This is a genomic window from Maribellus sediminis (assembly GCF_011799805.1).
Lineage (GTDB): Bacteria > Bacteroidota > Bacteroidia > Bacteroidales > Prolixibacteraceae > Draconibacterium > Draconibacterium sediminis_A.
In genome coordinates this window covers 1,030,553-1,045,987 of record NZ_WXUB01000002.1, presented here as the reverse complement: position 1 = coordinate 1,045,987, position 15,435 = coordinate 1,030,553, and the positions used below count along the sequence as shown (strand labels likewise).

Annotated in this window: 13 protein-coding genes; 5 read left to right on the top strand and 8 right to left on the bottom strand. The window is 42.4% G+C overall.

Annotation, left to right across the window (positions count from 1 at the left end; all coding sequences use genetic code 11):
• A complete protein-coding gene (locus HFD85_RS10560; RefSeq protein WP_167608813.1) occupies positions 1 to 591 on the bottom strand; it encodes a TetR/AcrR family transcriptional regulator in 591 nt (196 codons plus the stop codon).
• Between the two features lie 305 nt (positions 592 to 896).
• Here HFD85_RS10560 and HFD85_RS10555 point away from each other — a divergent pair, with 305 nt between their 5' ends.
• A complete protein-coding gene (locus tag HFD85_RS10555) occupies positions 897 to 2,669 on the top strand; it encodes a hypothetical protein (RefSeq protein WP_167608809.1) in 1,773 nt (590 codons plus the stop codon).
• A 153-nt stretch (positions 2,670 to 2,822) separates the two neighbouring features.
• Here HFD85_RS10555 and HFD85_RS10550 read toward each other — a convergent pair whose 3' ends face one another.
• From HFD85_RS10550 to HFD85_RS10535, 4 genes are all read right to left on the bottom strand, one after another.
• A complete protein-coding gene (locus tag HFD85_RS10550) occupies positions 2,823 to 3,398 on the bottom strand; it encodes a DUF2179 domain-containing protein (protein ID WP_167608806.1) in 576 nt (191 codons plus the stop codon).
• 70 nt (positions 3,399 to 3,468) lie between these two features.
• Complete coding sequence (locus HFD85_RS10545; RefSeq protein WP_167608803.1) at positions 3,469 to 5,043, bottom strand: peptide chain release factor 3; 1,575 nt, start codon at positions 5,041 to 5,043, stop codon at positions 3,469 to 3,471.
• 298 nt (positions 5,044 to 5,341) lie between these two features.
• Complete coding sequence (locus tag HFD85_RS10540) at positions 5,342 to 6,535, bottom strand: MFS transporter (RefSeq protein ID WP_167608800.1); 1,194 nt, start codon at positions 6,533 to 6,535, stop codon at positions 5,342 to 5,344.
• A gap of 262 nt (positions 6,536 to 6,797) precedes the next feature.
• Entirely contained in the window at positions 6,798 to 7,907 is a 1,110-nt protein-coding gene (locus HFD85_RS10535; protein ID WP_167608797.1) for a gamma-glutamyl-gamma-aminobutyrate hydrolase family protein, read from the bottom strand.
• A gap of 140 nt (positions 7,908 to 8,047) precedes the next feature.
• On the opposite strand from HFD85_RS10535, the gene HFD85_RS10530 reads away from it, so the two are divergent.
• Both HFD85_RS10530 and HFD85_RS10525 read left to right on the top strand, forming a co-directional pair.
• On the top strand, positions 8,048 to 8,866 hold the full coding sequence (locus HFD85_RS10530) for a prohibitin family protein (RefSeq protein ID WP_167608794.1): 819 nt from the start codon (positions 8,048 to 8,050) through the stop codon (positions 8,864 to 8,866).
• A gap of 178 nt (positions 8,867 to 9,044) precedes the next feature.
• A complete protein-coding gene (locus tag HFD85_RS10525) occupies positions 9,045 to 9,539 on the top strand; it encodes a PaaI family thioesterase (RefSeq protein WP_167608791.1) in 495 nt (164 codons plus the stop codon).
• Positions 9,540 to 9,582: 43 nt separating this feature from the next.
• Here HFD85_RS10525 and HFD85_RS10520 read toward each other — a convergent pair whose 3' ends face one another.
• Positions 9,583 to 9,762 (bottom strand): hypothetical protein, encoded by a 180-nt coding sequence (locus HFD85_RS10520; RefSeq protein WP_167608788.1) that lies wholly within the window; start codon positions 9,760 to 9,762, stop codon positions 9,583 to 9,585.
• A 199-nt stretch (positions 9,763 to 9,961) separates the two neighbouring features.
• Here HFD85_RS10520 and HFD85_RS10515 point away from each other — a divergent pair, with 199 nt between their 5' ends.
• Both HFD85_RS10515 and HFD85_RS10510 read left to right on the top strand, forming a co-directional pair.
• On the top strand, positions 9,962 to 11,869 hold the full coding sequence (locus HFD85_RS10515) for an OmpA family protein (RefSeq protein WP_167608785.1): 1,908 nt from the start codon (positions 9,962 to 9,964) through the stop codon (positions 11,867 to 11,869).
• A 6-nt stretch (positions 11,870 to 11,875) separates the two neighbouring features.
• Positions 11,876 to 12,889: a GntR family transcriptional regulator gene (locus HFD85_RS10510; RefSeq protein WP_167608782.1), complete on the top strand. Its 1,014-nt coding sequence runs from the start codon at positions 11,876 to 11,878 to the stop codon at positions 12,887 to 12,889.
• Positions 12,890 to 12,896: 7 nt separating this feature from the next.
• Here HFD85_RS10510 and HFD85_RS10505 read toward each other — a convergent pair whose 3' ends face one another.
• The gene (locus HFD85_RS10505) at positions 12,897 to 13,238 is read right to left on the bottom strand and encodes a GIY-YIG nuclease family protein (protein ID WP_167608779.1); all 342 of its coding nucleotides are present in this window, start codon (positions 13,236 to 13,238) and stop codon (positions 12,897 to 12,899) included.
• A gap of 86 nt (positions 13,239 to 13,324) precedes the next feature.
• Positions 13,325 to 15,403 carry a TonB-dependent receptor gene (locus tag HFD85_RS10500; RefSeq protein ID WP_167608776.1) on the bottom strand — a complete coding sequence of 693 codons (2,079 nt, stop codon included), beginning with the start codon at positions 15,401 to 15,403 and terminating at the stop codon, positions 13,325 to 13,327.
• Positions 15,404 to 15,435: the final 32 nt, after the last annotated feature.

Sequence of the window (15,435 nt, the reverse complement as noted above, 5' to 3'; positions counted from 1 at the left end):
TTAATTTGTTTTTATGATTTTCAGACAGCTGTCGATAACTGCTTCTTCCATTTTATCGATTGGGAATACATCAGGTGCGGCTACTATGTACAAAAATGCACCCTCAATCATTGATGCAACAGCCATCAAATCCTTTTCAGGATCTTTGCTGCCACTTGAAACAATGAACTGGTAGAACATAAGAAACAGAGGCTCGGCTTTTTCTTTATACTGTTCGGCAAAAACCACCGAAACCTGTGGTTGTAAGAGTAGTGAGAAAAATAATTTCCAGTAGTGCAGGTTTTCGCGTACCAGCCTGAAATTCTCGCTTATAAAAAATTTGAATTCATCTTCAGTAAGAATGCCGTCCTTATTCAGATCGAGATTATCGTAAATTTCATTAAAACCCTGGTTCATTAGCTCATCCAGGATTTTGTTTTTGCTGTCGAAATAATTGTAGGTGAGTCCTTTTGATATTTTGGCTTTTTTCGCAATCTGACTTATGGATGTGGCGTGGAACCCATTTTCTGCAAATAATTCCAGCGCCGTATCCATGATCAACTGCTTCTTTTGTTTTCTGATATCGTCGATTTGTTCCTGACTCTTTGGCATTTTTTTGTTTTTATGACTGAACGGTCGGTCAAAGTTAAAAAGCAAGTTTCTAAATTCCAAATAATTTTGTATAAAAATGACCAATCGGTCAATTGTAAATTCTGACGTGGTTATTGTAACTTTCGACTAAATGGGTTTTAAATTTTATAGAACCATTCAAAATAAAGGACTTCTGGTGATTTCAAAAGTCAATGCACCAATAGTTGCAATTTGTTATCGATAATCTTATTTCCTTTGGCAACATTAAAGAAATTAAGATCGGACGCGAAACTTTAAACCGTAAAAAACAGTACAGTTAAATTGCAATGAGAATAATTAAAGGACATTCATTCCATATCCCGGTTTTGGGTGTGGGATATTCAATTGATACTCCAATAAATGTTGCACCATTTGGTATTTCATCGGTAATTTCATTAGTCGATGATTCGTTGATGGAGAAGATGCGCGAGTTTTACTGCCACAAATTTGATATGCCTTTTAAGGCCATCTCAAAAAAGGTGGATGACTTTAGAGCTAAACGAATTACTTCGTACCTGAATGTGGTGGAAGAAATCGTTGAACGAAAGTTCGATGAACTAAAAAAATCAGTGTTAAATACCGGTAGTGAACTGGATAAATACCTCGATTTACTACCCGACACATCGTCGTTAAAAAATAAACTGAATTTAGGCGAAAAGGGGAGAAAGACAGCTGAGGATTTTTCGAAACGGGTAAAAGAATTCCTGTTTCCCGGCTCTATCGATGTGAACATCATGACCAAACTCGACCAGGTGAACCAGAAAGACGGAGTAGATTTGCCTATCGAGTATAACGACGCACACGCTGCTTTGCGTGGATTTGCCAACAGTAAGTTAAGTTCTTCGCTGGTTTTGTCAGCTGGAATGAGCCCTCGCTTATACAGCTATATTGAAAACTTTGAAGATTTCTTTCCTGACGAAAAAGGACTGATTAAAAAGAAGATCATATTAAAAGTAAGCGACTTCAGGTCAGCCCTGGTACAGGGAAAAATGCTGGCAGCAAAAGGATTATGGATCAGCGAATACCGTATTGAGTCGGGCGTGAACTGTGGAGGACATGCTTTCCCGACAAATGGTGTTTTGTTCGGTCCAATACTCGAAGAATTCAAACAAAACAGGCAACAATTACTGGATACCTGTTTGGAAGCTTATAAGGCGGCACTCGAGAAAAAATCGCTGCCGCAACCTGCAACTGAACCCGAATTGATCGTTTCAGCGCAAGGTGGAGTCGGCAACAATGAAGAACACAATTTTTTACTCGATTATTACAATATGGACAGCGTGGGGTGGGGATCGCCGTTTATGCTGGTTCCTGAGGTGATTAGTATTGATACGGATACCATGAACCTGTTGGCCAAAGGAAAAGAAAACGACTATTATTTTAGTGGACTGTCGCCGCTGGGTGTGCCTTTTAACAGCATTAAAGGAGCATCGATGAGTGTGCGCCGACTGGAACTGGCTGCCAATGGAAAAGCCGGAACTCCTTGTACAAAGGGATTTTTAAGGTACAATACCGAATACACCGAAAAACCTATTTGTACTTCGTCGCGCGAATACCAGCAAAAGAAACTTGTAGACTTGCAGGCCCTGAATTTGCCGGAAGCCGAATACAAAAAAGCCTACGATAAAATTATTGAACCCGAATGTTTGTGTGTTGGTCTGGGGGCTTCTACCAAAATTTCGAAGGGAATGAAAGTAGCCGAAAGCGAAAAGGTAACGGTTTGTCCGGGACCAAACCTGGCTTATTTTTCAAAAATTACCTCCCTGAAAGAAATGGTAGACCACATTTACGGACGAACAAATATTTTGGATAAAATGCCACGTCCGAATATGTTTATCAAGGAAATGAATATGTACCTGGACATTTTTAAAGAACGGGTGGAGAAATTTCTGAACAACATGGATGACGTGAAAGAAAAACGTAACCTCGAGAAATTTAAAAAGAACCTGTTTGACGGTATCGATTATTATCGAAATCTTTTCGCGGATAAGAAAACCGAAATTCTGGAGGAACTGGATAGTTTAATTAAGAAATATCCGGTGTTAAATAAGGAATTATAGTAAGTATAGCAAGAATAGAAAAACGGAATTCATGAAAGTGGATTCCGTTTTTTATTAGCTATTTTTCCTAAGTTATTCAACGCGGTTCTCTTGCTCGCTAAGCTTGTACAGGTACTCAACTCTAAACTTTAAACCCTGAACTCTGAACTAACTTCACTTCCCTTTCCGCCAGGGTACCACACGTGTCTTGCCCAGCGGGAAAACTCCTTCGCTCACAAACTTGATGTCTTCGATGGAATAGAATGCTTTCGGATTGGTTGTTTTAACGATGTCTTCCACCTTTTTAATTTCCGAGCGTTTAATGATGCTGTAAATGATACTTACATTCTCGCTGCTGCCTTTCGCATTATGGTGCGTGATGCCGTATCCCGCGGCTTTCAGGTTTTCAATTAGTTTGCTGGCCTCTTTTCGGGTGATGATCTGAAGTTTTACTATACCCAGGGCCATTTTCTCTTCAATAATAAGCCCAACATAATTTCCTGCTGCAAACCCAAGTCCATAGGCTATGTAGCAAATCCAGTTGTCGAGGTTCTGAATGATCTTGGTAATAGCAACCAACCAGATCAACACTTCAAAGAAGCCTAGAATCGGTGCCCATATTTTATGGCCTTTCGAGACCATAACAATACGAATGGTGCCGATTGTTACATCCATCACCCGCGAAAAGAATATTAACGCAGGAAGCAGAACATAGGTAAAAAATGAACTGTCGTAAAATGCAGTTTCCATGATTAAAGCGGAATCAGTAATGAACGGTTAATTTTCTTTCGAAAGTACAAATTTATAGCACAAATTTCATTTAAAATTCAGAGGTAAAGTGGAAACGAATGTCTTTAAATTCGTCCTGCGCCATTTGCAGAATAAACGATGAATCGGCCATAAAAACATCGCGGCCGAGTTTGTCTTTGGCCATTTTCTGATGTTTACGCTTCTTAAATTCAGTAAGTACTTTTGTGTCGTTACTTTCTATCCAGCAGGCTTTGTGCATTTGCAGCGGCTCGAAACGGCATTTCGCGTTGTATTCATGCTCCAGTCGGTATTGAATCACTTCGAATTGCAGCTGTCCAACCGTACCTATTATTTTTCGGCCGTTGAATGCGCTGGTAAACAACTGTGCCACACCTTCGTCCATCAATTGGTCGATTCCTTTTGCCAGCTGTTTGGCTTTCATCGGATCGGCATTCTCCACATAACGGAAAAGTTCAGGTGAGAAACTTGGCAATCCTTTGTAGTGGATTTCTTCACCGTCGGTCAGCGTGTCGCCAATAATCAGGTTGCCGGTGTCAGGCACACCGATGATATCTCCCGGGAAAGCTTCTTCCACAATCTCTTTCTGTGAAGCCATAAAAGCCGTTGGACTCGAAATACGGAACGATTTACCCAAACGGACATTGTTGTACATTTTATTTCGTTCGAACCTGCCTGAGCAGATCTTCACAAAGGCAATCCGGCTGCGGTGATTCGGATCGATGTTGGCATGAATTTTAAAAACAAAGCCACTAAAACCGTTTTCGTCTGGTTTAACAACGCGTTCTTCAGCAGTGCTGGGTTGCGGGGTAGGAGCGATCTGCACGAATGAATCGAGCAATTCCTGCACTCCAAAGTTATAAAGCGCACTACCGAAAAATACCGGTGCCAAATCACCGGCGAGGTATTCTTCACTGTTGAATTCAGGATAAATTCCTTCAACCAGTTCCAGCTCTTCGCGCAATACACTGGCATCGTTGCCGATATAATCTTCCAGTTGCGGATCGGAAAGGTCTTCAAATTTTATTCTTTCCTGAATTTCCTGGATATCTGGATTGAAAAGTTTCAGGCTGCGGTTGAAAATGTTGTAAACCCCTTTAAAATCGGGGCCATTGTTTATTGGCCAACTCAGAGGGCGAACCTTAATTTTCAGCTGTTCTTCCACCTCGTCCATTAAGCTGAACGGGTCTTGCGCCGGTCGGTCCATTTTGTTGACAAACACGATAACCGGAGTTTTGCGCATCCGGCAAACATTCATCAATTTTTCGGTTTGCGGCTCCACACCTTTCGCTGCATCAATTACAATAATTACACTGTCAACTGCTGTTAATGTCCTGAAAGTATCTTCCTGAAAATCCTGGTGACCGGGAGTATCAAGAATGTTCACCTTGTAACCGTTGTATTCGAAACCCATTACCGAAGTAGCCACCGAAATACCACGCTGGCGTTCGATTTCCATAAAATCGGAGGTGGCTCCCTTTTTAATTTTGTTGTTTTTTACGGCGCCGGCTACACGAATCGCTCCACCAAAAAGCAGTAACTTCTCAGTTAAAGTTGTTTTCCCGGCATCCGGGTGACTCACAATTCCAAATGTACGTCGGCGTTTTATCTCTTCCAGAAATGTCATTTACAGCTTGTTTTAATGCGGGCGCAAAAGTAGTAATAAAGTTTAATATAATAGAGTTCAGAGTTTAGTGTTCAAAGTTCAGAGTTCAAAGTTTTGTCGGCAGTTGGCAATCCAGACAACAGTTTGCAGTCGCAGTTCTCAGTGACAGGATTTTTGTGGCCGTGGTCAATTAGCAGCTCACCGGCATATTTTAAGTATAGTATGTTGATTTTTCAAATCGAAGATCTTCAATCCTTCAATCCCTCAGTCCTTCCGTCCCTCCGTCCTTCCGTCCTTCAATCCTTCCGTCCCTCAGTCTTTAACCTTCCCGCAATGCTTTTACCTTACCAACCATGAGTGTGATACCAATCCCAAAAATTCCGATTACGGCATAAGAGTACCTCAATCCAAAAGCTTCGGCAATAAAACCAATAAGTGGCGGACCCATCAAAAAACCGAGGAAACTAACGCTTGAAACGGTGGCCAATGCAATTCCAGGTGGTATTTTTTCGTGCTTGCCTGCAGCACTGTAAACGGTGGGTACAATGCTCGATACACCTAGTCCAACCAGCATAAAAGCAATGGTGCTTGAGATCAGATAGGGAAAAATAACGGCGGTGAATAATCCTGCGGAGATCATTACCCCGCAGATCTGCATCAAACGTTTTCTTCCGATTTTACCAATCAGGTAATCAGCTAAAAAGCGACCGCTGGCCATCATAATCATAAAAGAGGTATATCCCAGTGCTACTAGCGATTCGGGTGCTTTTACAACGTCTTTAAAATAGACTCCGCTCCAGTCGAACATGGCACCTTCGCTGGCCATGCTGAAAAATCCGATGATTCCCAGTTGAAGTAGGATGCTGTCGGGTTTCATGATAAATTTTCGTCGCGGTTCTTGTTTTTGGGGAGAAGCATCGGTGCGCATCAGGTGTGGATAGTTGATTCGAACGATCGCCCATACGATTACAATAACACTTACAAAATGCCAAACGGGAGGGACTTTAAAATTGATCATGACCAAACCAATCAATGCGCCGGTAAAACCAGCCAGGCTCCAGCCTCCATGGAACGAAGCCATGATCGGACGTCCATATAGTCGTTCGGCGGCAACACCTTGTGTGTTTACCGAAATGTTACAAAGGTTTCCGGTAACTCCAAACAGGAAAAGCACAATGGCCAACTGCCAGCCGGTTTGTACGAGGCCGATACTGGTCAGTGCAAGCGTGTACAACGGCAATCCAACTTTTAGCACATTGTTGCTTCCAAATCGTGTTACCAGTTTCCCTGAAAAAGGCATCATCAGAAATTGACCGACAGGCAGTGCAAAAAGGATACTACCAAAAGCTCCGTCACTTAAGCTGAGAGCAGTTTTAATATCCGGGATGCGGCTTGCCCACGAGGCAAAAGCCAATCCCATGCTAAAGTAGACCAAAGCAACGGCAAGTCGTGTTCTGCGTTTTCCCGATTGTACACCTTCTTCGATTAAACTTTCAAGTGTGATTCCTGACATATGTGGTTTTTATTTGGCCGCAAAATTAGTAAAAGGCTCACAGTCAGGTTGAGGTGTAGAAAAATAAGCAGTGAATGTTAAGAAATCCGCACTTGAAAGTCTTTTATTGTTGTGCTAATATTTAGTACCTGCTACCCACATTTCGGGATTAATAAGATACTTTTCATTTAATAATTATTGAATGCACGAGGAATTTGGATGCAATCCTGGTTCGTTCCTGCCGATCGTTAATCTTAAATCGTTGATCGATTTTCTTCATTCATTATTTTTTCTTCACCTCGCTCATCACTTTCGAAATGTATGCCCAGTATTCTTTATGAAAACGGACACTCGATTTTCCGATGATGTCGTAATAACTTTTCGGAACATCATCCGGATGAAATTTCCTCGGCTGCATTTCTTCGTATAAAGCCGGTACTTCGGGATGAAACTGAACCGCGAATACGTTTTTGAATTTATTGTGGGCCAGTGCTTCCACTACTTTGCCATCGGGAGACAGGGCAGTAACTGCCAGATCTTTACCGATTTTTTCAGCTGCCTGGTGGTGCGAACTGTAAACACGCGGCGTGTCTTTCTTCTTCACTTTTACGGCTTCGCCAAAAAACGGGTGATTGGTAAACTGAATCGTATGCAGGTTTATTCCCATCAGCTGCTCGTCATCAGCAATTTCCTGCCAGTAATTCCGGTGCAGGTTTTCACGACCAATATTTACTGTTTTTTCAGCAGTTTCGGCACCATAAATTTCTTCAGGAATATCCTGAACCAAGGTGCCGCCGGTAGCAACGTTCATGGTTTGCATGCCCAGGCAAAAACCGGTAACCACATAATCGGGGCGCTCAGATAAATAGGGAATGAAATTTTCATTCTGTGAACCGCCCAATAAGTGAAATAAAAAGCTGGCTTCAAAATAATGCCTTTCAGGATCGGTAACTACAGAGCGGGTATTTTCTTCGCCGTACACCGAAGGCGGAATATCGGGGCCTCCGAAGAAAATAACACCGATAGAAATATCGAATACTTTTTTAAGCTGAGCCGAAATTTCGTTGTTGCGGAACAATTCATCTTCGCTTAAATCGCCCTTTATTTCCTGCAGGAAGAAGTTCTTTAGCTTGTTTTCTTCAATGTATGCTTTTGTCTCGCTGAAATCGTAATTCTGATCTTCAAAATAAACACCCACAAATTTTACCTTGTTCTTTTTTACCTCAAAAATGTCGTTGCCGGTGAGGTACTGAATGGTTTTTACGCGTGCGACGGTCGGGTCGCATAAAATGATGTAACGTTTTGAATGATCGAAATCGGTATCAAAAAAGTTTTGCGAAAATGCAGTAAGTACAAATACGAATAAGAATAGAGTGGTAAGCAGCTTTTTCATAAACAGTGGTTTTAACAGTCCTTCAAATATAAAGAATGTTCCACAAAATCACTCAGGCCCAAACTCCAAATTAATCATAATGAAACATGAAAGGAGTCGTTAAACTTTGTACATTTGTGCAAACAACAAAATACAATGCTATGAAATTCAATTTTAAGTCTTCGTACATCATAATCGGTGTTATCGCTTTAATCGTTTTGCTGCTTTTTGGTGGCCGTATGTTCCTGATCATCGAGGCTGGTGAGCGCGGAGTGATTTTCCGACCCTACACCACCGGTCTGGACAAGGAAAATATTTATGGTGAAGGATTCCACGTGATTGCACCCTGGAACGAAATGTACGTTTACAGTGTTCGCGAACAACAGCGTGAAGAAACCATGGATGTGCTCGATAAAAATGGTCTGTCGATAAATACCGATGTAACCGTTCGTTTTAATCCGAGTTACGATAAAATCGGATATTTGCACGAGCAGTTTGGGGTGAATTTTGTAAACGTACTGGTTATTCCCGAAGTGCGCTCATCGGTTCGTCAGGTAGCCGGTCGTTATACTGCCGAAGAAATCTATTCAACCAAAAGGGCAGAGGTAGAACAGGCCATAATTACTGAAACTAAACAAACTTTGGGCGAAAACTACATTGCAATGAAAGCTTTGTTGATTCGTTCGATTAATCTGCCGCCGCAAATTAAGGGCGCCATTGAAAACAAACTTCAGCAGGAACAGGAATCGCTGGCTTACGAATACCGTCTGACAAAAGAAACCGCTGAAGCCGAACGTCGCCGGATTGAAGCAGAAGGTATTGCTAATTATAACCGTATTATCAATGCGAGTTTGACCGATAATATTCTGAAACAACGTGGTATTGAAGCAACTACTTCGCTGGCTGAATCGCCAAATACAAAAGTGATTGTTATTGGCAGCGGTGAAGATGGTTTACCATTGATACTGGGAGGAAACTAATATTTGACCGAACAATACAGAAGGCTGGTTTACACCGGCCTTTTTATTTAAAAGAAGGAGTGCCTCGATTTACCCCCTGTCGCTTCTTCGGCGCTCCTGTCCTCCGTCAGCTGACGGAGACAATCGGAACAAAGTTACGATAGGGGGTGATTGAAACAACAGAGAAGCTAATTTAAGTATGCAAAAAATCAGAAATCCCTGGAAAGATCCCAAAAACATAGGCGATTACAATTGCTTCGCCTGTTCGCCCTACAACGAATCGGGATTGCAACTTGAGTTTTGGGAAGATGGTGATGAAATTATCAGCAAGTGGGACCCTTTAAAAATGTATGAAGGCTGGATCGGCGTGCTGCATGGCGGAATTCAGGCCACTCTGCTCGACGAGATCGGTGGCTGGGTAGTCATGCTAAAACTGGGAACCACGGGCGTCACCAGCGAAATGCAGGTGAAGTACCTTAAACCGGTGCAGATCTCCGGTGGCGAACTTACAGTTCGCGGGAAACTGGAATCGGTAGATGGCCGTATTGCAACAATCTCTGCTTCATTGTTTAACGCTTATGGAGTGGAATGTGCAAGCGCAACATTATCCTACTTCGTATTTCCTGAGAAAATAGCAAAAGCCCGCTACCACTTCCCCGGGAAAGAAGCGTTTTACTACAGCGATAAGAACTAATTAGGTTTAGCCGATGCAGGGAAATGTATGTAATAATGAGATGTTAGTCGTCGAGGTCGTCGTATTCTGATGAGTTATCTGTTAAATCTTCGTCTTCAAAATCGTCGTAAATGGAAAACCTGTGCTTTGAAGAACCTTTTTCTTTTGGTGAAGAAACGCGTTTGTGTTTCCTGTCAAATCTGTCAAGATCAGAGAATTCTCTCTTTTTTACATTCTTTTTCATCACATTTAAAACTAAGACTTTTCATTTTTTCGATGAAGCAAATTTCCGCTTGCGCGGTCTTCGATTCATTAGCCCATTATTCAAAATTAGATTCAGATATTAATTTGTATTTTAGGGCAAAATAGGAAAAAAATTAATTTGAAAAAATACCATAGCAGTTAAAAAGAAGTTTTTATTTAAAAATTGTAACCAGTTAGTAATGAGATACCCAAAGCTTTTATTCTCAGTAGTTGTTTTTTTAGGCCTGTCGCTAACAGCAGTCGCACAGAACAACAAACGCGTTGAAAAGCTGTTCGAAGAAGCACGAAGTTTGTATTCAGCGGATAACTACAGCAAGTCGTTAGAAATTTGTGAGGATATTCTCAGGCTTGATCCCGATAATGCAAATACCCATTTGCTGATGGCCGAAATGTATAAGGATATGGATTCTACACGGCTCGAAATCAGTCACCTGACCAAGGCACAAAAGAACAGCACCAATCCGCTGATCGATTTCCGTTTAGGCGAGGCTTTTTACAAACTCGGAATGTACTCGGAAGCGCTGAGTTTTTACGACAAATACAAGGAGAATAAAACCATCCCGGAGAAACGGCAGTTTTTACTGGCCTGCAAAATAGCCAGCTGCAAATTTGCCTTAAATTCGATAGCCAACCCGGTTGATTTTGAGCCGAATAACCTGGGTGATAACATTAACAGCCCAAACGATGAATACTGGCCAACACCAACTTTGGATGGGAAACACCTTGTTTTTACGCGTTTGATGAAAGACTCGGTAACGCGGCCTCAGGAAGACTTTTTTATGGCCGACCTCGATTCACTGCAATGGGAAGCCGAACCGATAAGCGACGTAAACACGCCCGAAAACGAAGGGGCGCAAACCTTGTCGGCTGATTCAAAGATCATGTTTTTTACGGCCTGCAATCGTGAAGAAGGATATGGAAGTTGCGATATTTTCTTTTCTCGTTTTGTAAACGGACAATGGACTACACCTCGCAATGCAGGGGAACCGTTAAATACGCGATCATGGGAAGCCCAGCCTTCTTTGTCGTCAGATAATCATTACCTGTATTTCGCGAGTAACAGACCCGGAGGAAAAGGAAAGAAAGATATCTGGCGCATTGAATTTCTTGGTTTTTCAGAAGCCGGAAATCCGAAATGGGGAAAGCTCGAAAACCTGGAATCGATAAATACCGAAGGCGACGAAATCTCACCTTTTATTCATGCCAATAACCAGAATTTTTATTTTGCTTCCGATTCGCATGTGGGGATGGGAGGTTTCGACCTGTATTCGGCCATGATTGATGAGGATGGAAACATCACGGATTTGAAAAATATGGGCTATCCAATAAATACCTACCGCGATGATATGGGACTGACTATCAGTTCGATTGGTGATGTTGCTTATTTTTCATCTGCCCGGGAGGCTGATCGTGGACTCGACATTTTTTCGTTCAACCTCGACCGAGGATTGCAACCGCAACCGGTTACTTATGTGAAAGCTACGGTTACGAACAGGAAAACGCACGCGCCTATCGCTGCCGATATTGAATTGGTAAACCTGAATTCGAAGTTTGAAAAAAGCCGTATCCAACGTGCCGACGAAAAAGGCGAAGTTATGCTGGCTTTGCCGCTTCGCCGCAATTATGCTTTTAATGTTTCTGAGGATGGTTTTCTTTTTTACTCGCAGTCGATGCAGCTCGCTAATGCCAACGATCTCACAGATCCAATCATTTTAAATATTGAGTTGGAGCCGATAGAACTTGGAGCGCAAATGGAGTTGTACAATATTTACTACGAAACCGATTCGTTCCGTATTTTGCCACAGTCGGAACCGGAATTGCAGAAACTGGTGGAATTCCTGGGTAAAAATCCGGAGCTGAGAGTTGAAATTCAGGGACATACCGACAGTTCGGGTAATCCGGAAAGCAACCTGGAACTTTCGAAGCGCAGGGCAAAATCGGTAGTTGATTACCTTGTTGAACACGCGATTCAGGCAGGTAGACTTAAATCGGAAGGTTATGGCGACACCCGGCCAATTGCAAGTAACGAAACTGCCGATGGGCGAAAACAAAACCGTAGAACTACCATCAAGATCATTGGAAAATAAAACACGATGCCGAGTATTGAGCGTATAAATCACGAATCCGAAATCCCAAAATACAAGCAGGTTGTTGAGTTGATCATTTCTGATATCGAGGCAGGGATCTTTAAAAAAGGCCAGCGTGTTCCGTCGATAAACGAAACGAGTGAAGAGTTGCTACTTTCGCGCGATACGGTTGAAAAAGCCTATGTACACCTGCGGAAAAACGGGATACTTTCGTCGGTTCGGGGAAAGGGTTATTACGTAAACCAGGCGAACCTTCAGAAAAAGCTAAAAGTAGCCCTGGTTTTTAACAAGCTGAGCAACTATAAACGTAACATCTATTATTCGTTCGTGGAAACGATGGGCAGCAAAGCCGGTGTTGATGTGTTTATTTATAACTACAGCATCGATAAGTTTGAAGAGATCATCAACGATCACCTGACGGCATACGACTATTTTGTGATCCTGCCTCAGTTTAACGACGAGAATGACCGTGCTGCAGAAGTGATTCGACGTATTCCTAAAAAGAAGGTCCTGCTGATCGACCGGAACCTGGATGTACTGAATGATTACCCGGTGGTGTATCAGGAATTTGAAAAAGACATTCAAACAGCCCTTGGGAAAGCGCTTCCCTTGATTAGAAAGTATAAAAATATTAACCTGGTTTTTCCGCAAAACGAGTACTATTCAAAAAACATCATACGCGGATTTCATATTTTCTGTCAGGTGAATAATCTTGAATTTTCGGTGATCCATCAGTTTGCCGATGAGGACTTAAAGAAAAGCCAGGCCTATGTTTTGGTTTCCGACGACGACCTGTACCGTTTTATAAAAATCTGCCGGGAGCGAAACTGGAAAACAGGTAAGGATGTTGGGGTAGTGGCTTATAACGACAATCCGGTGAAGGAAATTCTCGAGGATGGAATAACCACCATTACTACAAACCACGACGAAATCGGACGAACTGTTGCCCGTATGATCCTTGATAATGATTTTCGGAGAATTAAAAGTCCGTTTGAATTTATTCAGCGAAAGTCGCTTTAAGCGAAGTTTAGTATTTCAACTCTTCAGGGATGTTCAGCGCCTCAATCGTTTGTTTTTGCAAGGCTTTCAATTCCCGTTGATAATTTACGTTTTGTTCCTCGTTTTCTTTTAATTCAGCAAGAATTTCAAGTGCAAAATTGGTTTCTCCGTTTGCATTCCAGTCGTGTTGTAATGCCTGGTTTTTATGATTTCCAAAGCGCAATTCCATTTTGTGTCGGTTCCATTTCGAATGAATATCTGTGCTGTTGTCGATCAGTATTTTATTGTTGGTCAGATTCCTGATCTGAAAAACACCCATCTGGAATTTCATTTGCTTGTAGGCTTCCTTTTGTTCTTTTTTGCTCGACATAAAGTGTTGTTATTTAAGATATGTGTTCTGCGAATTACAAAGTAAGTATAAAGGTGTTAATTGTTTCCTTATAACAGGCAAAGTAATTAGTGCTGATTTTCCAGCAGACCTATTATTATGGTAACATAATAATTTCGCGGATTTCCGGGGTAATAATAGCGCGGCGGAACACCGTTAAACGACGGAGCATTTACCGCCAGCATCGATGCGTAGTGAATATCGAAAATATTCTGAACACCACCTTTCAACCCGATTTCAAACTCACCGATACTTCCTTTAAACTGCATTTCTAAATTAGTGATTCCAAAGGCATCGGAGAATTCGCTGTTGGTATCGTTCACCGGCATTTCCCCATTAAAATGGTACCAGGCTTTTATATCGAAATTCTTACTCGGATAAAAATGTGCCGAAACCGACATCATTTCTTTGGCTGTTCCGGGCAGCAGGTTGCCTGAATAATCTTTGCCGAGATCAACAAAATCCTGAAAATGATAGTTCGCCAGAGTGGCATTGGCTGCCAACGACAACAAAGTATTTCCATTTAAGGTTATAGCTCTCCAGTCGAGTTCAGCTTCAAAACCGGGGTGTAGCGATCGACCGGCGTTAACCCCGATGTAGGCATCTTCTCCGGTGCGGCGGGCAACCAGCAGGTCTTTGATGTAAATGCGGTAATAACTTGCCGACAGCTGTAGTCGTTTTGCGATTATTGAACGTATTCCGGCTTCAAAGTTCCAGCCTGTTTCGGGCTTTATATCCGGATTTACTTCGCCTTCGGGAAGCAAGGTTTCCTGAAAGGATGGTGTTGAGAAACCGTGACTAACATTCCAGAAAACAGAAGTATTTCGCGATAAGAGCACATTCATTCCAATTCGCGGCGAAATTACCGGTTTGTAACTACGCTCTCCTGATTGGTCTCCGTTATCGGTATAGTGGTCTTTGTAATCGAAGCGGGTGAGGTTGCCGTTAACACCTGTTGAGAAAAACACTTTTTCCTTAAAATTTGCCTCCATTTGAACGAACAGGTTTTCGTACTGGCGTTTCTCGTTATTGTCCGAAATCAGGCTGCCATTGTCGTTGTCCGATGTACTCCAGTCGTAATTTTCACGGAACATCTCAAAACCGGTGGTAAATACAAAACGAGAATTGTCTGACTCCAGTATTTTCTGGGCTTCGGCACGCCATGCCAGATAATCCGACGATTCTTCCAGGAAGTTGAACGGTCGCTTCTCTTCCAGCTTTTTTAAACTGCCGACTACCGAAACCGAAATTTTCCCGTCGTTGGTAGTAAATCGGTTCAGCGAAACACCCATTTGGGCTTTCGAATATTGTTCATATCCATTTACACCTTGCCAGTTTGCCGCTGCACTGCTCGGATCGTTATCAAATGTTTCCTTATCGAGCGAACTCGGAATGAAAGCCTTCATGCTGGTGGTATTCAGCAAAACCTGCAGATTGGTTTTTTCTGAAATTGAATAGGTATTATTTAGCAAGAGATTGCCACGTTTGGTGTTGTTATTGTCGCGGTAGCCATCGCTGTTGAGGTACGAACCCAGCGCAAATACCTTGTACTTTCCGCTGTTAACGCCGGCCGACAAAGTGTTTTTAAACGTTCCGAATGAAGCCACCGTACTTCGGTTTTGTACAAAATTTTTAACGACCGTTTTAGGGTGAAAAAGAATGACACCTGCAAGACCGGCACCGTAGAGGCTTGAAGCTGGACCTTTAATTACCTCAATACGTTTAATGGCCGTGTTTTCGAGGTCTTCGAGCGTGGTTTCACCATCGCCTGCAGTTAGCGGAATCTCTCCAAAATAGGCCTTGATTTTATTGGTGCCGTAAGGTGTTCTCGAACCAATCCCGCGAATGGTCAGCCGGTTAGTGTTCAGCGTGCCATGGTGCATTAAAACACCCGGAATTTGGTTCAGTGCATCAACGGGAGTAAGTGCATCGCCACTTTCGAGTTTTTCGCTGAGAACGAGGTTGATGGGAGCAGGGGTATTAAAAACATTATATGGCGAACGAAAAGCTGTTACGGTAATTTCTTCGAGTGGATCGTTTACTACGGTGGTATCCTGAAGGGGAAACGGGATTTGTGCAAAACTGCGAACAGGAGCCAGACTCGCCAGCATCAGCAGAAAGGTTAGTAGTTGGTAAGCAAATTTCATTTGTTTCTTTGTTTGCCGTTTCCTGTGCTAAT